This is a genomic window from Hyphococcus lacteus (assembly GCF_041058985.1).
Taxonomy (GTDB): Bacteria; Pseudomonadota; Alphaproteobacteria; order Caulobacterales; family Parvularculaceae; genus Hyphococcus; species Hyphococcus lacteus.
This window is the reverse complement of the sequence record NZ_JBEHZE010000001.1, coordinates 202203-229125: the sequence shown is the minus strand read 5'-3', so window position 1 is coordinate 229125 and position 26923 is coordinate 202203. Positions and strand designations below refer to the sequence as shown.

The window sequence follows — 26923 nt, the reverse complement described above, 5'->3', positions numbered from 1 at the left end:
AAAGAAGATGACATTTTGATCATGAAACTGAGGATCTCTTATCCTTAAAGCGATCAGCCAAGATAAACGCTAGGTCGAGCGCTTGACTGGCATTCAACCTTGGGTCGCAATGGGTGTGATAGCGAGAATGCAGGTCATTTTCCGAAATTTCCTGCGAGCCGCCCAGGCACTCCGTCACATTTTGGCCAGTCATTTCAAAGTGCACACCGCCCGGTATTGCGCCTTCTGCGCGACATACATCGAAAAATGTACCAACTTCGGACAAAATAGCGTCGAACGGTCGTGTTTTGAAACCTTGCCCGGTTTTAATGATGTTTCCGTGCATCGGGTCTGATGACCAAACGACATTGCGGCCTTCTGAAAGCACCTTGCTAACCAGAGGTGGTAATCCAGCCTCAACTTTTTCCGAGCCAAAGCGAGCAATCAGGACAATACGTCCCGCTTCGTTTTTCGGATTAAGAATATCGAGTAGCTTGATGAGTTCGTCTGGTTCGAGGGAGGGGCCGCATTTAATTCCAATCGGATTTTCGACACCGCGGCAAAACTCTACATGTGCTCCGTCTGGCTGACGTGTGCGATCTCCTATCCATAACATGTGTGCGGAAGTGTCGTAAAACTTTCCGGAGATTGAATCGACACGGGTCATCGCTGTTTCGAAGCCGAGCAAAAGAGCTTCGTGGCTCGTGTAGAAATCAACTTCGCTGATGCCGCGGACGCTAGAGCCGTTAATGCCGCAAGCCTTCATGAATGTGATGGCTTCGGAAATTTTATCGGCGAGTGCGCGATATCGGCCTTCCTGAGGGTTACCAGAAACGAATTCGAGATTCCAATTTTGGACGTTGTGTAAATCCGCGTAGCCACCGGTAGCAAATGCGCGGATCAGGTTGAGCGTCGCGGCTGCTTGCCCATATGCTTTTAAAAGCCTTTGCGGGTCTGGCACACGAGACGCTTCGTCAAATTCAATCCCGTTGATGTTGTCTCCGCGATAGCTGGGGAGGGTAACACCATCTATTGTTTCCGTAGGAGAGGAACGTGGCTTGGCGAACTGCCCCGCAATACGACCAACTTTAATCACGGGCATGGCTGCACCGAAAGTTAAGACGACCGCCATCTGAAGAAGAACCCGGAACGTGTCACGAATATTGTTGGCGTGGAACTCCTTAAAGCTCTCGGCGCAATCGCCGCCTTGAAGCAAAAATGCCTCTCCGCGTGTTACTTTGGCTAATTCGGTTTTCAGGGTCTCGGCTTCGCCTGCAAATACCAAAGGCGGATACCCAGCAAGTTCTTGCTCCACAGCCTCAAGGGCCGCAGGGTCCGGGTAGTCCGACGGGATATGTTTGGCAGGCTTTTGACGCCAGCTGTCTTTCGTCCAATTCATCACAATAACTCCATATGGATGACCCTTTAGCCGTATGGTCACCGCGTCGCAACATAAGTCATCAAATCACCTGCCATAACCGGCAATAGCGTCGCGGTGGTTTTTGAATAAGGCAGAAAATGCTATCAAAGTGCCCAGATGTATTGGCAAAGGGGATCCGCCGTGGCGCGAATGAATCGGAAAACTTTCATAAAGGCGACTTTTTTCGGAATTGGCATGGGCATGCTCTCGGTCGGACCGGTGAGTGCACAACGAGATTTTTCTAATGTCGAGATCACGACAGTCAAGTTGGGTCAGGGGCTTTTTATGTTGCAAGGCGCGGGCGGCAATATTGGTCTTTCGATTGGTGACGATGGTCCGTTCGTTATCGATGATCAGTTCGCTCCCTTGAGTGAAAAAATTACGGCAGCAATTGCCGAGGTGTCTGACCAATCTGTCGCATTCGTGCTGAACACGCATTACCACGGAGATCATACGGGCGGGAACGAAGCTTTTGGAAAAGCTGGCGCGCATATAGTGGCCCACGACAATGTTCGAGCGCGACTTTTGGAGGGCGCGGCGAGTGCTGAGAATGGCACCGATGATGCGCTACCGATAATTACCTTTTCGCACTCAATGACTTTCCATTGGAATGGGCAGGAAATTTATATTTGGCATTCAAAACCAGCGCATACGGACGGAGATGCAATCATTTACGCCAAAGATGCTGATGTTGTTCATATGGGTGATGTTTTTTTTAACGGTGGTTATCCATATATCGATATTGATGCAGGAGGCGATTTGAATGGGTACATTGAAACTCATGACAGTGTTCTTGCCATGATTAATGAAGGCACAAAAATAATCCCCGGCCATGGCCCATTAGCCGACAAATCGGATCTTGAGAAAACGGTGTCTATGTTGAAGGACGTCAAAGGGCGAATCCAAAACCTCATAAACCAAGGTATGAGCGAAGACGCTGTTGTTGCGGCGGACCCGTTAAGTGATCTGAATCCGCACTGGGGGCAGGGGTTTATCAACGGTGAGAAAATGACCCGTTCAGCCTATCGCTCTTTGGTTGCCTCATAGTTAGTACATTAAAGCGAAGCCCAGACATAAAAAAAGCGCCTCAGATGAGGCGCTTAGTTCAGGGAGTATCAAGTCCGGTTAGGCTTTGATATCGATGCTCGTCACTTTGCCGCGACGGATTTTGCATTCGGCTTTAACGACGTCGCCATTCGCAGAGGTCATTTCAATCGCAACTTTTTTCGTTGAGGCACCAGAGCCATACAGAAATTTTGAGCGATATTCGTTGGCGGTTACTGCGCCTTCGGCTTCGGCGGCGGCGGCACACAAATCAACAGTTTCTGTCCAATCGCCGGCAAATGCGGGAGTGCCGAAAACAAGGGCGGAACTTACGGCCAGGCCAGCTACAATCTTGTTAAACATAGGGTTTCTCCGTTTCAGGGATTCCGGCGATGGAAATTTCATTTTTTCGCCATTTGATAACAAGAAAGACTTTACTATATAAAAATGAAGTGTCAAATACATTTGAAGCTAGCGCATGATTTTTTTGTGCGCATAACAAAATGCCAGCGAAAGTAGTAGCTTGGTTAAAAAAGCCCGATTGATGGTGGAGGAAGCTGAATGGCACGAACCTATAATCAGGACTGCATATTGGCGCACGCGCTCGATCTTTTGGGTGAGCGGTGGACGTTGTTGATATTGCGAGAGCTGTTTTTAGGACCGCAACGTTTTGGCGATTTGCAGGCTGGCTTGCCGGGAATTGGCGCGAATTTATTAAGTAAGCGCCTCAAGGAGTTGGAAGAGGCGGATCTGATCGATGCGCCCGGACATAGCGATAACAAAACGCGCTATCGTTTGACGGTAATGGGGGAGGGGCTTCGTACGACTGTGCGTTCGCTTATGAAATGGTCGATCCTCTATTTTATTGAGAGGCCGGATTCATCTCCAGCGCGCGAGTGTATTTATACAGATAATCTACAGCCGGATTCGGTTGCGCTTGCGATCGAAATGTTTGCGGGATTATGCCCGGAACCAGAATTGAATTACGTCGCCCATATTGCGATCGATGATTTTCCGTACACTGTTTATAATATGAACGGCGAGATGACATGCCGTCGTGGGGCTGACGGACCAGCGGTTGCTACAATTTCGGCGGACGTTGGCACAATCATGCAATCATTCCGCGGCGAGAAAACTCTCGACGAGGCAAAGGCGCGAATGAAATTTTCTGGAGATCAGAAAGTGATCGCGCACCTTTTGACGTGTATTGTTCACGAAAGTGGCGACCACAAAAAAGCGGCGATGGAAGAAATTTCCGTCGCGTCCTAACGGCTATACTGCAACTTTAAAGTCAGCTTCCGTAAGTGATTTCACCTCGTCAACGCTCACACCGGGAGCGAGTTGGGTGAGCGACATGCCTTCACCTTCTTTGATTTCGAAAACGCCGAGATTGGTAATGACCATATCGACGACTTGCTTACCAGTAAGCGGCAGAGCGCATTTGTGAAGGAGCTTTGGCGCGCCTGATTTCGAGGCGTGGTCCATCACCACAACAACCCGCTTGACGCCAGCGACAAGATCCATCGCACCGCCCATACCTTTGACCATTTTACCGGGGATCATCCAGTTGGCGAGGTCTCCATCTTCGGAAACTTCCATTGCGCCAAGGATCGACAGATCAATATGACCGCCTCGGATCATCCCAAAGCTATCAGCGCTGGAAAAATAAGATGTTCTGCGCAGTTCGGTGATGGTTTGCTTGCCAGCATTAATCAGGTCCGGATCGACTTCGTCCTCATAGGGGAATGGGCCCATGCCGAGCATCCCATTTTCAGACTGTAGCGTAACATCTACGCCTTCAGGGATGTAATTGGCGACGAGGGTCGGAATGCCAATACCAAGATTGACGTAAAACCCATCATTAAGCTCTTTTGCGGCCCGTTCGGCCATTTGATTACGGTCCCAAGGCATTATGCGTTCTCCCGTTGGCGGATAGTCCGATTTTCAATGCGTTTTTCTTGTTTGCCTGGAATAACCCGCTGCACAAAGATACCCGGCGTATGGATGTTGTCAGGGTCTAGGCTGCCTAATGGGACAATCTCTTCAACTTCAGCAACAGTAACATTCCCTGCCGTTGCCATCATCGGATTAAAGTTGCGTGCAGTTTTGCGATAAACAAGATTTCCCTGCTCATCGGCTTTCCAAGCCTTCACAATAGAAAGGTCGGCAACAAGGCCAGTTTCCATGATGTAAGTCTCACCGTTGAATTCTTTGTGTTCTTTGCCTTCTGCGATCAGCGTGCCAACACCGGTTTTTGTGTAGAACGCTGGGATGCCAGCACCGCCGGCTCTGCAACGCTCGGCGAGTGTTCCTTGCGGATTAAACTCAAGTTCCAACTCTTCGGCCAAGTATTGACGCTCAAATTCTTTGTTCTCGCCCACATAGGACGAAATCATCTTTTTAATCTGTCGTGTCTGAAGCAATAGCCCCAAACCGAAGTCATCAACACCTGCGTTATTAGAAATGAATGTCAGGTATTTGACACCGCTATCGCGTAGCGCATGAATTAGGTTTTCGGGAATTCCACATAGTCCGAATCCGCCAGCCATGATGGTCATGCCGTCAAACAAGAGCCCATCAAGTGCTGAATTGGCGTCTTGGTGAATCTTCTTCATAACTTGTCTCCCATATGCGCCACTCGACTACCGCAAAACCTTGGGCCCGTCTACAAATCGATAGCGTGATCTGTGAAAACGGCTTTCAGCGTGGCGGTGTGCGGTCTAAGGTTTGCCCATGACAGAATGGAAATTTGCTCAAAAGGCTATTTTGGTCGCTGGAGCGATCGGTATAGCGGGGGCGGTGTATGCTGCCGTCAAGGTTGATCGACTTGTTCGGATTGGCGCTGGCTATAAAGCGAAAACCGTTTGTTCGGAACTCTTTGTCGCAGGCCGCAATAAGGCGCAGGTTCTTGGGGCTGAATTTGCCGGTATGCCGGCGACGATGGAGCAGGTGACGGTCAAAGTTGATGAAGATGCTCAAACCGTAAAAGCGCGAGGGCCGTTCGGACTTGGCGGCATTCACGCCGTTTACCGTTCAGGTTTTGGCTGCACTCTGGCGAACGCGGGCCGAGTTCGTCCGTTGGTACCTGTGAAACTCGCCGATCAAGCAGGTGGTGAGTGGCCGTTAGCGCGGCCGATCTCCGGTGAAGCGCTGGACTATGTTGATTATGCAGCGGTTGATTTCGCGATTACTCAATCATTTGAGGAAAATACCACAAATCAACGATCATTTTTGGTTATTGTGGACGGCAAAATCATCGATGAGATGTATGCGGAAGGGTTTTCCGAAACGACGCCATTTCTTTCTTGGTCGATGGCAAAGAGTGTGACCGCCAGTTTGGTAGGCGCAGCAGTCCTAAACGGATATGTGGATATTGAAGCGCCAATCCCAGTACCAGAATGGGCGGGTGATGATGCTAAATCGAGAATAACCTGGAATGATATGTTGCGCATGCAAAGTGGATTGAGTTTTGAAGAAAACTACGATGATCCGCGATCTGACGTAAATCGCATGTTGTTTGAACGGCCGGATGCCGGAGGTGCTGCATCCCACAGTAACGCCGAGTACGCCCCGGGCGAGGTTTGGTATTATTCAAGCGGGACGACGAACTTAATTGCGCGGACGTTACGCCAAGTTATGAAAGAGCAAGGAGTTGATTTTTATCAATTCGCCCATGATGCGTTACTGGATCCAATCGGTGCAGAAAGTGTTGTGCTCGAGCCGGATGCTTCAGGGTCGTTTATCGGCTCCTCCTATGTTTATGCAACTGCACGGGATTGGGCGCGGCTTGGCCAGCTATATTTGGACGATGGTATTTGGGATGGTGTCCGCCTTTTGCCGGAAGGTTGGTCGGAATATGTTACGTCTCCAACGACAGCGGCTGATCGCCAATATGGCGCGCATTTCTGGCTGAACCTTGACGGAGCAGATGGCCGCGAGCGCTTTATACCGGGCCTTCCGGAGAGCGCGTACTATATGGGTGGCCATGAAGGTCAATATGTAGTGATCGTACCCGATAAAAAGATGGTCATGGTGCGAACCGGGATGACGCGTGGCCGTCCGGCGATGCCGGAAGTCGCGCCTCTCTTCAGCGATGTTTATGGAGCCGTTGGTCGAGGACCGAATGAGGATTGATTGGGTTGGTTGTGCAATTTTTCGTGGGTGAAGCGCCAGAGCGCTTCTAATCTTGGGAAAAACCGCCTAAATCGCACCGATGACAGATACTCTTTCAATCGCCATCGCCCAAATCGCCCCCGTTGTTGGGGACATCGACGGTAATGTCGAGCGGATACGCAATGCGCGCGCCGACGCCGCGAAATTGGGCGCGGATCTCGTCGTATTTTGCGAATTGGTGGTTTCGGGTTACCCGCCGGAAGATCTCGTGAATAAGCCGTCTTATCAGCGCGCCTGTCGAGATGCCGTAAATGCCCTTGCGGCGGACACAAAAAGTGGTGGCCCCGCAATGATCATCGGATCACCGTGGCGCGTTGACGAGGCGTTGTTTAATGCAACCTTTCTTTTGGATGGCGGAAAAATTGAAGCGATCCGATACAAAGTACGGTTGCCAAATTACGGTGTCTTCGACGAGCCGAGGCGCTTTACGCCCGGACCAGACTATCCCGCGCCAACAATGTTCAGGGGCGTCAAATTAGGGTTGATGATCTGCGAGGACATGTGGCTTCCGGGTGCGGGGGAAGCATTAGCGGACGCAGGTGCTGAGATTTTTGTAGTTCCGCATGGGTCGCCGTTTCGTAAACCTGCGATCGCAGAACGCACAATGGCTGCGCGGGCAAGGGTAACTGCAACGGGATTGCCGCTGATTTTTGTCAATCAATTAGCAGGGCAAGACGAGATTTTGTTCGAAGGTGCTAGCTTTGTGATGAATGCCGGCGGTGTCGTGCAATATCGTGCGCCGCAATTTGCTGAAACAATTGCTCTGACTACATGGACCAAAACTGACGGTCATTGGCAGTGTACGAACGGGCCGAATGCGGCGTGGGTCGACGGCGATGAAATGGTGTATCGTGCGGTTACGCTTGCTGTGCGCGATTACGTCCACAAGAACCACTTTAAAGGCGTGGTCATTGGTCTTTCGGGCGGTGTTGATTCTGCGTTGACCGCTGCCATCGCGGTGGATGCACTGGGCGCAGACGTGGTGCGGTGCGTGATGATGCCGTCACGATATACTGCGAGAGATAGTCTCGAAGATGCCGAACAATGCGCTAACCTATTGGGTGTCTCATATAGCTCAATTAAAATTTCGCCGGGTGTTGAGGCATTTGACAAAATGTTGTCGCCAAGTTTTCAGGGGCGCGAAAAAGATGTGACCGAAGAGAATATCCAATCGCGACTTCGTGGCGTAATATTGATGGCGCTCTCGAACAAATTCGGTGACATGGTTTTGACTACAGGCAACAAGTCCGAAATGTCGGTTGGATACGCCACGCTTTATGGCGATATGAATGGCGGTTTTAATCCGCTTAAAGACATTTACAAAACTGAAGTTTTTGCACTGTGCCGATGGCGCAACCAGCATCACGCCGATGGGCTGTTAGGGCCAAAGGGGATGGTTATTCCTGATCGCATCATCACCAAACCGCCGTCGGCTGAGTTGCGTGAAGACCAGAAAGACGAAGACAGCTTACCACCTTACGAGGTGTTGGATGCGGTGCTTGAAATGCTTGTTGAGAAAGAAATGGCCGTCAGGGACATTGTGGCGAAGGGCTACGACGAGGCACTCGTCCGGCGAGTGGAGCATCTATTGTATGTTGCTGAATATAAGCGCCGTCAGGCACCGCCTGGGCCGAAGGTTGCTTCGGTCAATTTTGGCCGCGATAGGCGTTATCCGATCACCAATGGCTGGCGCGATAAATAGTCCCGTTTGACCGCTGCCGCCGGAACCGCTAATCCGGCGCAAGTTCCGCGAAAGTTGAAAAAAATCATGAGTGTTAAAGTCCGTTTTGCGCCGTCCCCCACGGGGAAGCTCCATGTTGGTAACGTGCGCGCCGCCCTTTGGAATTGGTTGTTTGCCCGTAAATCCGGCGGGACGTTTGTCTTGCGCATTGACGATACGGACCTTGAGCGGTCGACCCAAGCCTTTGAAGATGGGATTAGAACTGATCTCGCATGGCTTGGTCTGACCTATGACGAAACTATGCGCCAGTCAGCGCGCTTTGACCGTTACGCCGAAGCTGCCGAAGGCCTGAAGACCGCTGGGTTGTTATATCCTTGCTATGAGACAGCAGACGAGCTCGACCGTAAACGAAAAATTCAACGGGCGCGTAGTCTGCCACCGGTTTATGATCGTGCGGCGTTATCGCTAACTGAACAACAAAAGACAGCATTTGAGGCAGAAGGCAGAAAACCGCATTGGCGTTTCAAGCTTTCGCAAGGCCAAGTAAAATGGACTGATCTCATTCGCGGTGAAACAGTTGTCGATACCGCTAGTGTATCTGATCCGGTTTTGATCCGCGCCGATGGCGTGTTTCTTTACACATTGCCGAGCTGTGTTGATGATATTGATCTTGCGATTACGCATGTGATGCGCGGTGAAGACCACGTTACGAATACCGGCGTGCAAATCGAAATAATCAAAGCTTTGGGTGGTACACCGCCGCAATTTGCGCACCATTCTTTGCTTGTGGGCGCGGATGGGCAGGGGCTTTCGAAGCGGCTCGGCTCGCTATCCATCGAGGCAATGCGCGATGACGGTATCGAACCTGCTGCGATCACAAGTCTACTTGCTAAATTAGGTACGGCGGACCCAGTTGTTCCGCAGGCTGATTTAATGAAACAAGCTGAAAGCTTTGACTTTGACCGGCTTGGTCGCGCACCAGCGCGCTTCGACAACACTGAGCTTGAAGCATTGAACGCTAAACTGTTTCACGAAACTGACTTTGAGGCAGTTGCTGAACGACTTGATGGCGTTGAGATTAATGCTGATGTCTGGAACGCTATTCGCGGTAATATCACGCGGCTAAAAGACGTGGCCGATTGGGTTGAAGTCATTTCCGGTGAGGTTGATCCGGTAATCGACGATCAGGCCTTTGCCGACGAGGCAGCCGGGTTGGTGCCTGATACGTTAGACGGCGACAGTTGGGCAGTGCTTACCAATGCGCTCAAGGAAAAAACCGGTGCCAAAGGCAAGAAATTATTTATGCCGCTACGTTTGGCGCTGACCGGCCGGGAACGTGGCCCGGAAATGGCTGTTCTCTTGCCGCTAATTGGCGCTGAAAAGGCCCGCGCTCGTCTTCGGGGCGAGCGCGCCTAGATTGCGATTAGACCTTTGAGCGAAGCATCCGGTCTTCGGCTTCGTTGAGCGCGTCCTGAACATTGTCGACAAAGACCAGATCGTTGAGAAGCTCTTTGTCGGCAAGGTTACACTCGACCACATGGTTGAGAAGCACACGCAAAGGCGACCAAAAATCATTGATATTCAGGACGATGAGCGGCTTGCGATGAAGGCCGAGCCGCGCCCATGAAAGCACTTCGATCAGCTCTTCAAGGGTGCCGATGCCGCCAGGAAGCGTCAAAATAGCGTCTGACTCCTCATACATCATCATTTTACGCTCATGCATATTGCTGACGACTTTGTGGTCGACGCCTTCAAGAATGCCTTCAAGTTCAACAAGAAAATCGGGAATAACACCGAAAACCTTGCCGCCGGCATCGCGAGCAGCACCTGCTGTCGCACCCATAAGGCCCAGTTTTCCGCCGCCATAAACGATGCGACAATCGCGTTTTGCGGCCTCTTGACCTAGCTCAATTGCGGCTTGTTTGAAGGCTGGATCGTTGCCTGGGCGCGATCCACAATAAACACATAATGATTTCATAGTCTTACAAGTTTCTTTTTGTTGGTCGGGCATTGTACGCGGTTTTGCATGAGGGTAAAGTAAATTCATACCTGCGAATTAACCAAAAGGAGCAGTGTCCTGTGCGTGTAATCATCATAATCCTGTTACTGATTGTTCTCGGTTTTATTGGCTGGAAGGCCGCCGAAAAATTCAAAATTATTGATAGCCCGCAAGATCAGTCGAGCGAGCAACCCGCGCCGGTGACGCCAACCGACGAACCTTCTGATCAAATCGCAGAGCCGACCTTACCCAGTTTCGACATTGTTCGCGTTGACCGCACCGGTTATGCGGTGATCGCTGGCCGTGCGAAACCCGGCTCCGACGTGACTATATACGCAAATGATGAAGTTCTTGAGAAAGCCGAGGTCGATCGCGACGGTTCATGGGTGGTTGCGACAGACACGCCGCTCGACGCGGGCCCGGTTGAGCTTGCGCTTTCCATGAAAACGGCGGATGGCACGACAATTCGCTCGGAAGATACCATTTTGATTTATGTGCCGGAACGCGAGGGGGATTTACCGCTCGTCTTGCGGACCACGCCGGGCGGCGCGACTGAAGTGCTTCAAGACCCTCGTGATGCAGCCGAAGGGCTTGGGCCTCTGAGCCTAGACGTCATTGATTATGACGACACGGGTGCCGTGATTTTCTCGGGGCGTGCGGACCCCGGGCGTGTCGTGCAGTTGTTCATCAACCGGCGTCTCATTGGCCAAGTCGCTGCGGATGAAGAAGGCAAATGGATGATAGCGCCGGAAATTCAGGTTGATCCGGGTGTGTATCAATTGCTTGTAATTCAACTTGATGAAGATGGGCGGCCTGAATATGCAATCGAGTTGCCGTTTGAGCGCGCGACCTTGGATCAAATCGAATTGCGTGACGGTAAAGTGATTGTGCAGCCCGGAAACAGTTTGTGGCGGATTGCACGCCGCGCTTATGGCCGTGGCGCGCAGTATACGATTATTTACGAGGCAAACGTCGATCAAATTCGTGACCCAGACCTAATCTATCCGGGACAGATATTTGAGGTACCGACTTCTAATGAACCGGACGATGGCCAATAGATAACATATCAGCAGGTTCGGAATTTATTCTGCAGCCTGCTGATAGTCGGTATCTTTTTTAGCGTTGGAATGTGTGCTCGTTTTGGGCGTCATCCCGATCTGACGTTGTCCCCATCGATATGTGCCAACTATCGCGTGTTTAATCATTGGCGCTCGGCCTCGCAAAACGGCTGGCGCTGCGAGCATTACTGGTGTCAGGATAAGCGTTAAAACCGTCGAGAACGCGAGTCCGAAAACAACGGCTGACGAGAGCAGCACCCACCAGCTGGATGTGGTTGAGCCATGAGTGACTGTGCCAGCCGCGAAATTTACGTTAATTTCAAATACCATGGGCAACAGGCCGAGAATGGTGGTTGCTGTGGTAAGTAGCACTGGGCGGATACGCTGTGCGGCTGTTCGGACAACGGCCTCTTCGACGGGCAAGCCTTTGCGCCGTAGATATTGGTAAGTATCAATCAGGACGATGTTGTTATTAACGACGATCCCCGCGAGTGCGACGATGCCGGTTCCGGTCATTATTATACTTACATACTGACCCGTAAGCGCGATCGATAACAAAACACCGAAGACGGACATAACGACAGCGGTCAACGTAAGGGCGGCATGATAGAAACTGTTAAATTCCAATAGCAGGATCATTGCGATCATGAACAACGCCGATGCCATCGCACCTTGAAAAAAGGCGGCCGCATCATTGGCGTCTTCATCCGCACCGCGCATGACCCAGTTCACATCGGGGCCCAATGCGCCGGTTTCTAGCCATTCTTTCATATGGCTAATAGCGCGGTCCTGACTAACCGTATGTCCCTCAACGAGGGTATTACCGTTTGCTTTTACGTCGATGACACGTTTGCCGTTGCGACGGACAATACGGTCAACTTGCGGCTTTGCCTCGCGGGTTACGAAATTGGAAAGCGGTACTGACCCTTGGGGCGTTTGGACTCGAACAGCATCAAGCGCGAAGATGTTTCGATTTTCTTCTGGATAGCGCGCGCGAATGTCGATTTCGTCGTCTGAATCTGATGGGCGGTATTTGTCGATCAAAAGGCCATCGGTCACAAACTGAAGAACCGCACCTGCTTGCTGTACTGAAAGGCCGTATCGCCCGGCCAAGGCGCGATCAATTTCCATTGACCATTCGATACCGGGCAATGGTAGCGTATCTTCTTGGTCCATATAGGCAGGCACTTCCTGCCCATTCGCAATGATGGTCGATTCATCGACAAATGTTCGGACCTTTTTCGCGGCGGCAACCATTGCTTCAAAATCTGGCGAGGTAATTTCGACTTGCGCGTCCTTTCCGACGGGGGGGCCGCTTTCGCGCTGTCGCACTTCGACGAGCACGCCGGGAACATCTTGTACGCGGGCGCGCAATTCATCGACAATAATTTGGGAATGCTTGCGATTGGAATAGCTAACGAGGTCGATACCGACCTGACCAATGGTTTCCGCCGGAAGTTCTGTGCTGCGTGATAGGCCGGGGCCGGTTTGGATGTAGATATGTTCGATGGCTGGGTGATCGTCGAGGCGTGCAGAGACCTCCCTGACGACATTGATTTTTTGTTCAGGAGACAAATTACCCCGCGCTAGAACCAATGCATTGATTTGCTCATCATCACTCCGGATGAAAAACTCAACTTCTGGGGCAGCAGCCTTGAAGGCTTCAAGACAAACAAAGGCGAGACCGAAGGCCGCAAAGCCGACAAGTACGGGTCTGCCAACAAGATTCTTGAGTACACGCGAATAGATAGCAACCGGCCCTGATAATGTCGTGGGATCGACTTCATCAACTTCATATTGCTTTGGTGGCCCCTCGGTTTTCCCTTTTAGCTTCATCCGGCGCTTCATCCAATCAGGGATGCCGAATAGCGACCCGAGGACGGGAAGGAAAATAAGGGCAACGACAAGTGAGCCGAGCAAGACGTATATCAATGTCAGCGGTAAGTACCGCATAAATTGTCCGGGAACAGAATTCCAGAAAAGGAACGGCACAAAAGCAGCGAGTGTTGTCGCCGTCGAGGTGATCACCGGCCAGAACATACGTTTTGATGCTTCAAGATAGGCGGTTTTTCGGTCTGCACCTTCGGCCATTCGCCGGTCGGCATACTCGACAATGACAATAGCGCCATCGACCAACATCCCTACCGCGAGAATGAGGCCAAACATAACCATCATATTGAGGGTGTAGCCAGAGACAGACAGAAACAGAAAACTCATCAAAAATGTTGTGGGTATTGCGATCCCGACCATGAGCGCAGAACGCAATCCGAGCGCGGCCACGATCACGACCATCACCAGCAAGATCGCTGTCATGACTGAAGCGGTCAGGCCCTCAAGGCTATCTTTTACAGTTATGGATTGATCACTAAGAAATTCGTATCGGATCGTTGCGGGCCAAAACTTGGCCTCTTCCTCGACTGCCGCGCGGGCCTCTTCGATTGTTTCAACGATGTTTGATCCAGCGCGTTTGGTCAGCTCAACACCGATGGCCATTTCACCATTGAAAAGCGCGTAGCCTTCGCGGTCTTTAAAGGTGCGGCGCACTTGCGCGATGTCGCCAATGGTGACGACATTGTCGCCATTGGCCCTGACCGGCGTTGAGGCCAGATCTTGGGCGTTGCGTACCAAACCGGGGGCTTTTATCGAGAAACTGCCGTCATCTTGTTTTATAGAACCAGCAGTGACCAATTGGTTGTTCGCATTAACGGCATTGACCACTTCGATTTCTGTAAGCCCATATGACTCGAGTACTTGGGGATCAACAATGACTTCGAGCAATTCCTCCCGCGCGCCCGTGAGCTTCGCCTCGAGAACACCCGAAACGCCACTCAGTCGATCCTCTAGATCTTTTGCGGCTTGGAAAAGTGCTCGTTCCGGGGCATTGCCGTATATAATCGTCGTGAGAATTGGGAATTGGTTTTGAACATTGAATTCAGAGACGACAGGTTCTTCCGCATCAGACGGGTATTCGGCTTTCGCGCGATCGACCGCTTCACGAACATCGAGAACGGCCTGATCGATATCGACCGTTGTATTGAATTCTAAAATGATTTGCGCCGCGCCATCATAGGCGAGGGCATCCATCTGTTTGATGCCTTCGACGTTTTGAAGTTCTAGCTCGGTTGGACGCACCAAAAGACGCTCACCATCTTCAGGTGAAACACCTGGCAATGGCAGTGTAATCGCAACAATAGGGACGGTGATGTCCGGCTCGGATTCTCTCGGTATGGTATTGTAGGAAACAAACCCAAATAGGATCATGACCACAAGCGCAGTCATGACGACGCGCGTTCGCGAGAAAGCAGCGTCGATTAAGCCAGTCACGACGGATGCTCCGAGCTATCGACGGCCTGTACCTTTTGTCCGGATGAAACAAACCCCTGTCCACTTATGATCAGGCGAACATCTTTTTCGAGGCCAGATACCCATATGCCAGAGGGCGTTTCCCCCAACATCCTAACGGGCTGAAACTCGACGATATTACCATCATCAAGGGAACGGATACCGAGATCACCATTATCATTTAGAATGAGTGCCGAACGCGGGACACGGTGTGCGCTGCGTTCTTTTGCAAAAACGGTAAATTCTGCGGTAACACCATCGCGTAAACCTCCATCATCGTTTGGAACTTCAAGCTCGACATTGAATGTACGGGTGGCCGGATCTGCCGAAGCTGCAACAAAGCGTATAATGCCTTCGATTGTTTCACCGGTTGCAAGTGTTGCGACGCCGCGATCACCCTTGGATATTTTATTGACGTCGCGTTCTGAAACTGCGCCGACCACAAGAAATGGGGAGCGCTGAATAACTGTTGCACACGGATCGCCGATGCTAAGAAAATCACCAGTCTCTGCGTGGCGTGCGTCGTAAATTCCATCAAACGGCGCGACGATATTTGTTTTTTCTAACTCAAGTCGAGCGCGTTCAGCTTGCGCTACGGCTTGATCGCGAACGGCCTTGGCGGAGGCAACACCTGTTTCTGAACGGAAACCATCTGCGCCTAGCTTTACGGCTGCGTTATAATCCAGTTCCGCTTTGGCTAAACCGGCATTGGCTTCGGCTAACTGCGCACGGCGTGCATCGACGCTCAGGCGACACAACACATCGCCTTCTGAAACCAACGCACCAATCGCCGTCGGCGTCGCAATAATGTTTCCGCTTGTTTCTGATCTGACGATTACTTTCCGTTCTGCTTTCGTACGGCCACGGACAGTGACTTCATCTCGCCATTCGAGTGGGGCGGTGAGCTCTGTGACCACGGTAAAGTCGGGACTTGCTGCGGCTTCTATTTGCGTATCTCCACCACCGAACATTCCGCGGACCAAAAAATAGATCACAATCAGAGCAACGATGATGCCTGCAAGTTTGACGGGCTGAGAAATCTGCATGTCGGTTGGCTCGTTCCGATGATAGCTAATAGGTTGTTAAAACCCCTTGGAGTGAATATTTCATTCACGGGTTAATATACTGGGTAGTTTACCGGTGGGCTTCAAGTTTCACCAACCGATTATTGCTGACAATAATGACACAATGATCACTTTCCCGCACCGAGGTTGAACAGTCGGTACGAGAGGGGCGTTAGTAGTATTGATTGGGAAGGAACGCAGACGGCGCTTTGTTCAATACGGTGCCGAGAATATTGGCTTTTCCGAGAATTCGACGCGCCTCTTTAAGCTCGTCGACGCGAGTGTCACCACTGGCCGCAACTAGAAGGACGCAATCCACCTTTGGAAGGAAGGCGATTGTATCATCGCATCCCAAAATTGGGGACATATCAAAAATAACGACGCGTGAGTTAAAATCATTGACCGCACTGTCTATCATCTCATCTGCCCGAGCCGATGTGAGGTGTTCAGCACCACGCCGGGTTACCCGCTCATTTGCAACAAGAACGACGTCACTTAGTTGAGGGCGCACGGCCACATTTCTAAAGTCGCTCTGTCCCTCAAAGAAGTCGAGAACAGAAGGAAAATCCTTCAGGCCGAGATAGCGCGCGACACTGGGTCGGTAAAAGTCGAGATCGATTAACGTCGCTCGCGAGCCTGCTTTGGAGCTAATCGCAATTGCCAGATTGATAGCTGTAACTGTTTTACCGGCACCAGACCCGGGCGAGACAACGGCTAGGGTCTTCCACCCTTCAGCATCCATTTTTTGCAAAACTCGTGTTCGCAATACGCGGTATGCGTTGAGAACAGGGTCTTGTTCGTTCGCGATAATTCGGTTCGTACCAAAACGATCAAAATCACATTCGATTGTTGGCAGGGCAAGGTCATCTATTGGAACTTCGGCGGACGGTACGGTATCTGGTTTCACAGCTGTCCGGGCGCGTTCCGTTACTTTTTCATACGGCGTTGGCCCCGGCTTGGGCGCTTCTTGCGTGCCGGCATCTCTAGTGTGTCGGGCGCGTGTTACTGCGTTACGAATTCGGTCCATGGGGAAGCCTTATTTCTCAAACTTTGTAATCAAGGTCACACTGCATCTGGCATAGCATTGCCACGGCTGCCACTACGAGGTTTCTTCCGTTTGCCGCCGATAGGAAGGCGGAATGGTAATCGGCCAGTCCGGTCTTTTTCGCCGTGAATATAGGGGATAACTGCAATCGGTGGACCGTCAATAATGCTGGAAATATGCGCCCGTCCGCGAAGCCGAGATTTAAAAAGCTCCATTCCAAACGCGGCCACGCCACCTGCGCCTAGTGATGCGAAGAGCGCTAGAAGGATAAGTTTTGCCCGATCGGGGCTAGACGGCTTCTCGGGAAGTAGCGGCGGCTCCAGCGTAGAAAACTTTTCTGCGCGGTTGTTGATCTCAAGGTTTTCTGCCAACTGCGCAGCCTGTTGCTTCGATAAAACATCCTGATATTCACCGAACAAGTTTTCGTAATCACGGGTCAAACTAGCAAGGCCACGCTCAACTTCTGGGGTTTTGGCAATACGCTGTTCAAGAGAGATAATCTGTTCTTGTGTGGCGTCAGATTTTTTGTGCAGCATACGAATGCGGTTCTCGATAACCGCGATGCGGCCTTCAAGTTGTACGCCAGTGATATCAGGGGACCCTTTGCGCGTTTCGTCGCTGATCCGTTCGCTCAATGCTTCGCGCGCCGTTTCAACCTCTGTTTCAGCAGCAGCTATTGCCTCTGGGTCAGGGGCTTCTGCGCGCTCCAAGGCAATCAACGCATCTTCTTTTGTAGATAGTGCTTCGCGCAATCTCTTGATTTCGGAGCTAGGTGCCATCCGTTGGCGGATTGATGCAATTTCTTCACGTTTTGCGATGATTTCCGGATAGCTATCGCGGTAGGTCGCACGAAGCCGCGCGAGCTCCGATTCAAGCCGAGTCAATTCCATGGACATGCTGTTGTCACCGGCTGTACCGCTGATGAGCTGAGATTCAAGGAAACGCCGCTCTTCTTCGAGTTGGGTGATAGATGCTTGTGCATTACTAAAATCATCGCGTGCACGTTCAAGCATATTGAGATGCATGTTTAAGTGTTCGGGAAGGGCATCAGAATTTTGGGATTTAAACTCTGATACGCGGTTTTCCATGTCGGCAACTGCGTTGCGTAGACGTGTCGATTCTTGTTCAAAAAATTCAGTTGTATTGGATGCACTTGTTGTTCGTGTGCGAATATCTTCGTCAATAAAAAGCGTCATAAATTTGTTCGCAACAAGAAACGATTTTCTCGCGTCACGGTCTGTATAGGCAACCGTAAAGGCGATGGTTCCGTCACCTTGGCTTCCACGATTGGCGCTTGTGGTAATGAGCTGAACGTTCAGCCGCTGGCGCATCAGTTTAACTCGTTCGCTCTCGGACAGGCCAAGTTCGCGCGGAAACAGTTGATACTCGTCGGCAACTTCTAACAGGCGGTTGCGCGTCATGACTTGCTGGCGAATAGTTTGAATTCGTTCCTGAGCGTAGGCATTGATCGTTGAGCGAATAAACTCCGTTGGAATCTGTTGGGACTCGACGAGGATCGTCCCTTGGGCGGTATATTTAGCGGGCAGGAGCATCACGGTCAGAACGCCGAGCGGTGCAAACACAAGGACCGGTAAGATGAACGCTAAAAAGCGCCGCTGAAGGATGATCAGCGCATCTTCAAGAGTAAATTCGTCGCCCATAGTCGGTCGGTCCTGTTCCTACTGTAGCCTTAACGCCATACCGGCGCTTTCGTCCGGAAATTATACGCTCTTTTTGACGGGATTTCTCCCATATCGATCAAATCGACAGCCTAGTACACACTGTTTCGATGAACGGATTATGATCATAGAACAATATGTTAAAGGTGACGTTAGCAAGCGCTAGACGATTTATTTCCCTGAATAGCCATTTCCGCCCAATCTGGGCGGTAACGGGCTGCTAAATTAAAATCAGGTCACAAATGAGGCAGAGAGCTGTTCCTTGGTGGGTGACAGATCTCTGCCAATAAAATCGCGCTTATTACGCGTCCGGATCGAACTCACGTGTGACCGGGGCATCCGCAGGGGGCACATAGGCCGGCAATTTTGGATTTAGCTCCTTCATGTAGCCCATCAGTCGTTCATCAGCTTCTGAGACGACTTCCTCGCGCCCGATTGGGGTCATAATGCGGATCATAGCGCCGTCGGTCCGGCGTAATTTCACTGCATCAAAAATTAGCAAGAACTTCATCACGAATTCATTGGCAATTTTCCGACCGCGCTGATCATACCAATAATAGACAAGTTGTCTTACGCCGCGATTCTCGATGATGATGCGGTTATAATGGAACTTGTCGCCGTCCGGCAATTCTACAGGAACCACGTCATGCTGGGTTATTTGCCAACCGCCACCTGGGATGCACTGGCGCGGTGAGTGCCAGCTATGACCGTGCCGCTGCATGTTCAAATAGGCGACATAAAGGTTGAAGTGTTCATTAGTCGGATTGACCATGTTGGTGATGATGTAATCATCTGCACCAAGCACTTCGAGGGTTTCATTGTCGACCTTCTGTACGTCGCTGGTCCAGCCTTCGAACTCATAAGGCAGCCCAGCTAAGCTCGTGCGCTCAGGCACTTTCAGGATGTTCGACGTGCCGAAATGTACATAAGCCCCAGCAGCAAGAATGATCGCGATGGAAATGGCTGCAAAAAGCGTGAAGGCTTTTTCTGTCCAAACCGTTGAGGAGGGTTGAGCCGGAATTTCCGGCAAACCCATTAGCTCGGTCACCCCTTTTTTGCCCGAAAAGCGAGACAGAACGCCGATCACAACAAACAGCATCGCAAGACACATCAAGAAGACCACCCAGCCTTCGAACATGTGAATAAATCCTTCAGCGTGCTCTGGGCCAAAGCGTTGTACGAGAAGGCCCGTTGCCGCAACGCGGAAACTGTTCATGACGATGGTGATCGGAATGGTTGAAAGAAATACGATGGCGCGCTGCCATAATGGGGCGTTAAATAGATACGCAGCCAAGAAGCCCAAGCTTAGGAATGGGAATAGATAGCGAAGACCACTGCAAGCTTCGGCGACCTGAAGTTTATAATCGCCAAGGTCAATAATGTTGCCTGAAAGAAAAACCGGGATCCCTAGAAGCTCGATCATGAAAACGCCGAGCTGCGACGACCAGAGCTGAAACTGTTGTGACAGGATGGTGATGAACCAGTAGGGCGGCGGCACCATGAATAACAAGAACCCGATCGGTAGAAGCGAAAGCCAGAATACTTTCCAGCCGCCAAGTGCAAGTGCCAGCGATGCGAGCAAAGTGATCATCGCCAGATGTTGAAAGATCATCAATGATGTAACGGTCAGCTCTGAAAGAATGAGAACAAGTGCCGAAATGGCGACACCGACCAAACCAAGGGCTACTGGCTTACCGAGGCTGCCGAGCAATGCGTCCCGTCGTGCCCACAACATCCATGCGGCAATAACAGGTAGAAAATAACCGTGGCTCAATTCTTCCTGTTCGCCCCAGCGTTTGAATAGGTTTTCAATCCCGCCCCAAAAGGCGAATGTGAACGCTGCTGCCAAAATCACCAAAAGGTAGATTGGGCGGAGCTCAAACTTATTGCTGGGCGGAAGGGATTGCTCTGATGGGGTGTCACTCATGAGGGGCGTCTTGTTTCCTGCGTTTCAGGGGCTTGAACCCCTCCGTTTCGTTTCCGCATCTTTGGCGCGGTTACAACCATTTTCTCAGCTAAACAGCAAATTCAATGCCGTAGATCAATTCATATGGTGCCGATCAAAGTAAAGCACGATCGAAGGTTAAGGGGTTTTAAGCCCTATTCTTAGGCCTCGGGATATTAATCATAATTGTTCTGCGTTAAGGTAAATATCTTAAAAAATTCAGAACCTTAGTTTCAGTAACCGGTACCTGCGCAAAAGCACGCATTTTGACGCGAATGCCGATAAGGCTTTGCTTCCGGCAGTTTTGGGGTAAATTTTTCGTTAAAAACACGTTTCACGCGAATTTGGCCCGTAGCTTGCTCATGTCGTCTCGAGATTGAACTTGGAAACGTAATTACCGCGCAAAGAGTTCAGAACTGAAACGACGTTAACGCGTTAATGACAATAAACGGCACCAAACGTTCATGAATGAGACCCGCACACATAAAATAGTAAGCCCGGCAGAAGCCCAAAACGGGCTCACATCTCCTTCGGCTGAAATATCGGCGCTGCGTAAAGACGATTTCGATCGCGATGTGTGGTGTTTAATGGGATTGCCGATCGATATTGCTGATATTGATCGCACGGTCGGCATGATCGAAGATTCAGCGCGGAGCGGAAAGCGCCTTTCTTTTATTACGCCAAATGTGAATTTTCTCGTTCGTGCAAATAAAGACAAAAAAGCCCGAGCGGAGCTGCTTAACGCTGATCTTAGCGTTATTGATGGTGCACCGCTGGTCAAAATGGCGAAAATGCTGGGATTGCCGGTTTCTTCACGGGTCGCCGGTTCCGATGTTTTTGAAGCATTACGTCGTCGCCCCAGTTTCGGTGGCCGTAAGCTTAAGGTGTTTTTCTTTGGCGGACGGGAGGGCGCAGCGGAGCAAGCAACCAACGCGCTCAATACTGAAAATCGCGGCGTTGAAGCTGTGGGCTGGATCAATCCTGGTTTCGGTGATGTCGAAAGCATGAGCACGGACGCCATTATTGAAGAGATTAATGCTGCAAACCCGGATTTCGTGATGGTTGCTCTTGGTGCAGCCAAAGGTCAGGCATGGATTGAATTCAACCGAGACCGATTGAACGCACCAGTCACTGCGCATTTGGGTGCGGTCGTTGATTTCACGGCTGGCGGTATCGAACGCGCGCCGGAATGGGTCCAACGTTCAGGTCTTGAATGGTTGTGGCGTATTAAAGAAGAGCCAGCGCTATGGCGTCGTTATTTCGATGACGGTTTGGCTTTGGCCAAGATCGCAATTACGGATTTTGCGAAACAAATGACGGGCGCAAAAGAACTCGCGGGCGAGGGTGTAGCAACCACTGAACCGCAAGACGCCGCTGGGAACATTGTTGTTCGGCTGTCCGGTGTACTCACTCGTCATAATCTGCGCGGCGTGCGCGAAGCATTTCGTCAGGCCGTTTCAGCGTCTCAAGACCATGGTGCAAAAGCGATTGTTCTTGATTTTGCTGAGTTACAGGCCGTTGATCGTGCCTTTCTGGGACAGCTTTTGATGCTCGAAAAGAACCTTATGGGGGCACCAGTTGTTCTTCAAATAGCGGGTGCAAGACGTTCTCTTCAGTCGCTTTTGCGTTCGAACAACATGAACTATCGGTTGGTAAATGCCAGAGAGTTGAAAATACTGGATAAATTACCAGTTCAGCAAATAGCAAGTTAAGAGTTTCATTGTATCGAACATGCAATAGTGGCAAACCGAGCAATCTTAGCGACAAAGGTAGGGGAAGATGTTGACGACAGGCACTTTTAGACGTCCGCGAGCTGCGGCCAAAAATTCGGCGAAAAAACAGGCGGCAACTTGGTTGCTGGCGGTTTCTGCACTTGCGATGGCATCGGCCTGCGCATCACCAGAGGAAAAAGCGGAACGTTACAGCAAGGAAGGCACAGAATTCCTTGAAGAGGGTGACCTCGCGAAAGCGTATATCCAATATCAAAATGCTCTGAAAAATAATGAAGAACACGTTCCTACACTTCTTGGCCTCGCGGAAATTGCAGAACGGCGCCAGGATTTCGAGGCGATGTTTGGCTTTCTTCAGCGGACTGTGCGTCTCGATCCAACCCAGATTGATGCTCAAATCCGTCTCGGAAAACTATTCCTGATCAGTAGTGATGAAACTAGTGCGCTAGAAAAAGCCGACAAAGCCCTAGAACTTGATCCGAACAATACAGACGCGAAAAGCTTAAAATCGGGAATTCTTCTAAAAATTGGCGATAATGCAGGTGCTGTTGCGCTTGCTCGTGAAGTTTTGGCGGAAGACCCCAAAAACGCGGAAGCTGTCACGGTGGTGGTCACGGACCTAACTGTGAAGGGCGATCGCGAAGCGGCGTTGGCGGAATTGAACAAAGCGCTCGATCTCAATCCGCAGGTCGCTATGTTGCAATTATTGCGGATACATACGTTGAAAACATTGGGCCGTGATGATGAAGCCCACTCAGCATATGCGAAATTAATTGATTTATTCCCTAACCAATCTGCCTACCGTCGCGTTTACGCGAATGAATTGATAGCGCGCAAAGATCTGAACGGCGCGCAGGCTCAACTTGAAGCGATTGTCGATCTAAATCCGGAGAGCCTTGACGCTAAGCTTGATGTGGTCCGGATTGTAAAAGTTGCAAAAGGCTCATCCGCTGCGGAAGCAAAGTTGAAGTCATATATTGAGGCGGATTCTGGCGATACGCAGCTGAAATTTGCGCTTGCTGATTTTTACCTCGGCGAAGGAGAGCGCGAGAAATCTGATGCTCAGCTTGAAGAATTGGCAGGCAACAAAGAGCAGGACATTGCATTCCGTGCAAAGAATAAAATTGCGGCATCTTACTTGGCGAATGGCGAGCAAGATAAAGCAAAGCCGATCATTGATGAAATCCTTGCATCCGATGACCGTAATACTGATGCGCTGATCAAGCTTGCTGCACTTCAGATTGACGACGAAGAATATGACCAAGCCATCGTCAATTTGCGGACAGCATTGAACAATAGCCCTGATGCATATGACGCGATGATTCTAATGTCAGCGGCATTTGAACGCCAAGACAACTTTAGTTTCGCGCAATCTGAATTGGCGAAGGCGTATGATTCAAGTAAGCGTGACCCGAAAATTACAAACCGCTATGCGCGTTTCTTGCTGCGTCGGAAAAACGTCGATAGAGCTGAGCAAGTTCTTGAGGACTCTCTTTCGACTCATCCAACCGACGTCGATAATTTACAGCTTTTAGCATCTATCCGTTTGTCGCGTCAGGACTGGCGCGGCGCTGAGGAAGTTGCCACTCAAATCGAAGCAATTGGAAAGAGTGGGGAGCTTTCATCAAGTATTAAGTCTGCGGCTTATGTCGGGTTGCAAGATTTTGATAGCGTGATTGAGACATTATCAGCGCAAAACGAGAGTGCGCCGTTAAAAAGCCGCCCACTGACGGCTTTGATTACAGCTTATATTAAAGAAGATCGTACGGAAGAAGCAAAAGACCTGCTCGAACGTATTATTGAGACTGACGAAGATAATTACGACGCTCGGATTTTGCTTGCTCGGGTGCAGGTTGCTCAAGAAAACTTGGATGGTTACGAGGCCACTTTGATTGACGCAACCGAACGTAACCCAGCGCGGGCGGAAGCATTTGAGCTCTTGTACCGAACATATTTGGCTGACGGACGACGCGAAGAGGCCGCATCATTGATTGAACGGGGTTTGCGCGCAGAACCCGATAGCGAGGCGTTGCGAGTTTTCAAAGCCGACGTTTTATTGAACCAGGGTAATCGTGAGGCCGCACTTGCGCTTTATGACGAATTGATCGAAGCGCGACCAACGGATCGTATCATCGCAAATAATTTCGTTAGTCTTTCGAGCGATCTGCGTACGGATGCGGCGAGCATCGCGCGTGCTTTGGAGGTTTCCAAGACGATTGCTGAACTTGATAATCCCTATTACAGCGACACTGTCGGTTGGGCGAATTACCGGGCCGGAAATTATGCAACGGCGGTGGAGTATTTGACCAAAGCTGTTGAGGGAGCGGGGGATAATGCAGAGATGCTTTATCATCTCGGAGCGGCGCAATTCGCCAATGGGGATAAAGAATCCGCAAAAACCACTCTTGAAAGTGCACTCAGCGCGGGTGGATCGAGCTTTGGCTACGAAAACGAGGTTCGCGGACTTTTAGATCAAATGTAATCAGACTAGGAAACCGGCTGACCCAGTATGTGTTGGCGACCTAATCGCCGATCGAGAGCTTTACGACTATGTACGAACAGTTTTTCGGCCTGACGGAGAAGCCGTTTTCCATTCAGCCGGACCCGTCATTTTTATATTGGGGCCGAACGCACCGTCTTGCCTATGCGATGCTGGAGTATGGCGTTTTAAATCACGCAGGTATTTCGGTAATCACCGGCGAGGTCGGTTGCGGCAAAACCACGTTGTTGCATCGTCTACTCGATCAATTGTCTGACACCCATACCGTTGCGCTACTTTCAAACGTTCAGGAAGGGCGCGGCGATCTTTTAAGTTGGGTTTTGATGGCTTTTGGTGAGCCGTTCACTGATTCAGGTCATGTAGCGTTATTCTCTCAGCTCCAGAGCTTTTTCATTAGTGAATATGCAAAGGGCAAACGTATCGTCCTGATCATCGACGAGGCGCAAAACCTCTCAATGGATATGCTCGAAGAGCTACGCCTGTTGTCGAATATCAACGCCGGTAAAGATCAGCTCTTGCAACTTATTCTTGTCGGTCAGCCGCAGTTGAAAGACGTTTTGAACCGGCCAGAATTGTTACAGCTTACCCAGCGGGTTGGTTCTGACTTTCATCTTACACCGCTTAGCCGCGACGAAGTTCACGCCTATATTGAAACCCGTCTTACTATCGCGGGGTGCAAGCGCCGAATTTTCACCGAGCGCGCAATTGACGTGATTGCGGAACAATCCCGCGGCGTGCCGCGCGTGATCAATGTGATTGCGGATACAGCTTTGGTCTACGCCTTTTCGGGCGAAGACTTGGTTGTTGGGGTTGAGACAATTCGTAACGTCATTCGCGATAAAAAAGCTTATGGTGTGTTTGGCATCGCGTCGAATGAACCGCTTGCGGGACCGATTGAAAACAAAGACGGCGAGGGGCCGGATGCCTTCGTTGGAGAGCACGACCCGGATTTACAAGAGCTGACAGAGCAGGCACGTGCAACGCGCGATGAGCAACCCGCACCAAGCACTGAGATCCCATCGTCAGTTGAACGCGATGCGCAAAAAGAAGCGCATTTATCTGTTAAAACATTAGGCGATGTAAAAACAAATATTACACAAAGGCCGGAGGCACCGGCGAAACCGAACCCAGCGCCGAAATCGAGAACCTCGCCGCCTGTTGCGCACGCAAAAAAGGCCGCAACAGCAAAGCGCGAACCGACGACGCAATCGGCACCGGCGCGCGAGCGTTCTGAAAACGAACCAAGTGCAATTACTGGTGTGGTTGTATTGGGTATTGATCCTAAGATTTCTCCAGAAGCCGCAATCCGATCCGCAGGGAATGGGCGCGCTATCGTATTTGTTCCTATGGGGGCAATGCCGGAAGCAATGGCGGCGGCGCGTAACGCTGGTGCGATTATCGCAGAGCAGGGCGGAAAAGCGGCACCGTCCAGTGGGCGCGCGCGTAATGCTGGCTATCGCCAGCTAAAGAAAATAGCGCCCCATATCCGTTATGTTCAGTTCATTGACGTGAATTGTGTGCTCGATCCAGATTGGTTGGGTTCGGCAGAGAAATTTATGAATCGCCGCCCTGAAGTAGCGATTATTGAAGGTCGTGCGATCAGGCGAACAGGTGCGGCGCCTGTGTTTGCGACACTTGCAGGTCAAAAAAAGAATGAAACGCCTGGCGAGATCGTAACGGTTGCCAGAAATGCGGCATTCGTCAGAACGGATGCTTTTGAGGCTGCCGGCGGTTATCGGGGTGATCTGCTGGCCTGTGAAATGGACGATCTTTGCATTCGCCAGCGTCGACGTGGGGCACATATATGGCGGCTCGATGCAGATATGATCATCCATGAGCCACGGCGCGGTGCTGGAAATGGCTGGTGGCAACGGTCAATTCAGTCAGGATTTGATAGTGCTTATGCTATGTCGCTGCATGGTAGCCCACCAGAACGTCACGGCGTAAACGACACAGTGTTTTCTGTGTTATGGGGCGGCGCAATTCCGATATCGATTGTTTTGGCGGCAGGGCTTGGTGGGCTTGCGGCATCTATGTTTGCACCGCTCACGCCCGCACCTTTGGTTGCTCTTGGTATATTGCTATTAGGGGCGGCGGTTTACGGCATAAAAATCTTTGCGAGTGTATTAAGACGTGGTGTCTTTAGTATCGAAGGATGGCGCGGTGCATTCGGAGCAGTTTTTGGCCGGATACCTCAGTGTCTTGGGGTTCTACGTTTCTGGACGGGTGGTAGCCGCCCAACACGCTAACTCATTGCGTGGTGA

At 50.9% G+C, this 26923-nt stretch carries 19 protein-coding genes; 9 read left to right on the top strand and 10 right to left on the bottom strand.

Annotated features, from left to right (window positions below):
* Window positions 1–19 precede the first annotated feature (19 nt).
* Window positions 20–1384 carry a class II 3-deoxy-7-phosphoheptulonate synthase gene (locus ABFZ84_RS01035; protein WP_407067097.1) on the bottom strand — a complete coding sequence of 455 codons (1365 nt, stop codon included), beginning with the start codon at window positions 1382–1384 and terminating at the stop codon, window positions 20–22.
* Window positions 1385–1549: 165 nt separating this feature from the next.
* On the opposite strand from ABFZ84_RS01035, the gene ABFZ84_RS01030 reads away from it, so the two are divergent.
* Entirely contained in the window at window positions 1550–2446 is an 897-nt protein-coding gene (locus ABFZ84_RS01030) for an MBL fold metallo-hydrolase (RefSeq protein WP_369314528.1), read from the top strand.
* 78 nt (window positions 2447–2524) lie between these two features.
* Here the strand turns inward: ABFZ84_RS01030 and ABFZ84_RS01025 are convergent, their stop codons facing one another.
* A complete protein-coding gene (locus ABFZ84_RS01025; protein WP_369311881.1) occupies window positions 2525–2806 on the bottom strand; it encodes a hypothetical protein in 282 nt (93 codons plus the stop codon).
* Window positions 2807–3004: 198 nt separating this feature from the next.
* Between ABFZ84_RS01025 and ABFZ84_RS01020 the strand changes: the two genes are divergently transcribed.
* A complete protein-coding gene (locus ABFZ84_RS01020) occupies window positions 3005–3712 on the top strand; it encodes a winged helix-turn-helix transcriptional regulator (RefSeq protein ID WP_369311879.1) in 708 nt (235 codons plus the stop codon).
* Between the two features lie 3 nt (window positions 3713–3715).
* Here ABFZ84_RS01020 and ABFZ84_RS01015 read toward each other — a convergent pair whose 3' ends face one another.
* Window positions 3716–4354: a 3-oxoacid CoA-transferase subunit B gene (locus tag ABFZ84_RS01015; protein WP_369311877.1), complete on the bottom strand. Its 639-nt coding sequence runs from the start codon at window positions 4352–4354 to the stop codon at window positions 3716–3718.
* The gene (locus ABFZ84_RS01010; RefSeq protein WP_369311875.1) at window positions 4354–5058 is read right to left on the bottom strand and encodes a CoA transferase subunit A; all 705 of its coding nucleotides are present in this window, start codon (window positions 5056–5058) and stop codon (window positions 4354–4356) included. The genes ABFZ84_RS01015 and ABFZ84_RS01010 overlap by 1 nt, the downstream gene beginning before the upstream one ends.
* A 118-nt stretch (window positions 5059–5176) precedes the next feature.
* On the opposite strand from ABFZ84_RS01010, the gene ABFZ84_RS01005 reads away from it, so the two are divergent.
* The 3 genes from ABFZ84_RS01005 (at window position 5177) to gltX (ending at window position 9713) form a co-directional block, all read left to right on the top strand.
* Window positions 5177–6577 (top strand): serine hydrolase domain-containing protein, encoded by a 1401-nt coding sequence (locus tag ABFZ84_RS01005; protein WP_369311873.1) that lies wholly within the window; start codon window positions 5177–5179, stop codon window positions 6575–6577.
* A 79-nt stretch (window positions 6578–6656) separates the two neighbouring features.
* A complete protein-coding gene (locus tag ABFZ84_RS01000) occupies window positions 6657–8318 on the top strand; it encodes an NAD+ synthase (RefSeq protein ID WP_369311871.1) in 1662 nt (553 codons plus the stop codon).
* A gap of 66 nt (window positions 8319–8384) precedes the next feature.
* Window positions 8385–9713, top strand: a complete 1329-nt coding sequence (gltX, locus tag ABFZ84_RS00995; protein ID WP_369311869.1) for a glutamate--tRNA ligase — start codon at window positions 8385–8387, stop codon at window positions 9711–9713.
* Window positions 9714–9720: 7 nt separating this feature from the next.
* Here gltX and ABFZ84_RS00990 read toward each other — a convergent pair whose 3' ends face one another.
* Window positions 9721–10275 carry an LOG family protein gene (locus tag ABFZ84_RS00990; protein ID WP_369311867.1) on the bottom strand — a complete coding sequence of 185 codons (555 nt, stop codon included), beginning with the start codon at window positions 10273–10275 and terminating at the stop codon, window positions 9721–9723.
* Window positions 10276–10376: 101 nt separating this feature from the next.
* Between ABFZ84_RS00990 and ABFZ84_RS00985 the strand changes: the two genes are divergently transcribed.
* Window positions 10377–11354 (top strand): LysM peptidoglycan-binding domain-containing protein, encoded by a 978-nt coding sequence (locus ABFZ84_RS00985; RefSeq protein WP_369311865.1) that lies wholly within the window; start codon window positions 10377–10379, stop codon window positions 11352–11354.
* A gap of 24 nt (window positions 11355–11378) precedes the next feature.
* Here the strand turns inward: ABFZ84_RS00985 and ABFZ84_RS00980 are convergent, their stop codons facing one another.
* From ABFZ84_RS00980 to xrtD, 5 genes are all read right to left on the bottom strand, one after another.
* Entirely contained in the window at window positions 11379–14678 is a 3300-nt protein-coding gene (locus ABFZ84_RS00980; RefSeq protein ID WP_369311863.1) for an efflux RND transporter permease subunit, read from the bottom strand.
* The gene (locus tag ABFZ84_RS00975) at window positions 14675–15742 is read right to left on the bottom strand and encodes an efflux RND transporter periplasmic adaptor subunit (protein ID WP_369311861.1); all 1068 of its coding nucleotides are present in this window, start codon (window positions 15740–15742) and stop codon (window positions 14675–14677) included. The genes ABFZ84_RS00980 and ABFZ84_RS00975 overlap by 4 nt, the downstream gene beginning before the upstream one ends.
* 190 nt (window positions 15743–15932) lie before the next feature.
* A complete protein-coding gene (locus tag ABFZ84_RS00970) occupies window positions 15933–16787 on the bottom strand; it encodes a CpsD/CapB family tyrosine-protein kinase (protein WP_369311859.1) in 855 nt (284 codons plus the stop codon).
* Window positions 16788–16822: 35 nt separating this feature from the next.
* Window positions 16823–18466, bottom strand: a complete 1644-nt coding sequence (locus ABFZ84_RS00965; RefSeq protein ID WP_369311857.1) for a GumC family protein — start codon at window positions 18464–18466, stop codon at window positions 16823–16825.
* A gap of 319 nt (window positions 18467–18785) precedes the next feature.
* Window positions 18786–20411: a VPLPA-CTERM-specific exosortase XrtD gene (gene xrtD / locus ABFZ84_RS00960; RefSeq protein ID WP_369311855.1), complete on the bottom strand. Its 1626-nt coding sequence runs from the start codon at window positions 20409–20411 to the stop codon at window positions 18786–18788.
* A 482-nt stretch (window positions 20412–20893) separates the two neighbouring features.
* Here xrtD and ABFZ84_RS00955 point away from each other — a divergent pair, with 482 nt between their 5' ends.
* The 3 genes from ABFZ84_RS00955 to ABFZ84_RS00945 all read left to right on the top strand — a co-directional run bounded on the left by ABFZ84_RS00955 (window position 20894) and on the right by ABFZ84_RS00945 (window position 26908).
* Window positions 20894–22141: a WecB/TagA/CpsF family glycosyltransferase gene (locus ABFZ84_RS00955; RefSeq protein WP_369311853.1), complete on the top strand. Its 1248-nt coding sequence runs from the start codon at window positions 20894–20896 to the stop codon at window positions 22139–22141.
* 67 nt (window positions 22142–22208) lie between these two features.
* Window positions 22209–24641 carry a tetratricopeptide repeat protein gene (locus ABFZ84_RS00950; protein ID WP_369311851.1) on the top strand — a complete coding sequence of 811 codons (2433 nt, stop codon included), beginning with the start codon at window positions 22209–22211 and terminating at the stop codon, window positions 24639–24641.
* Window positions 24642–24709: 68 nt separating this feature from the next.
* A complete protein-coding gene (locus tag ABFZ84_RS00945) occupies window positions 24710–26908 on the top strand; it encodes an AAA family ATPase (RefSeq protein ID WP_369311849.1) in 2199 nt (732 codons plus the stop codon).
* Window positions 26909–26923: the final 15 nt, after the last annotated feature.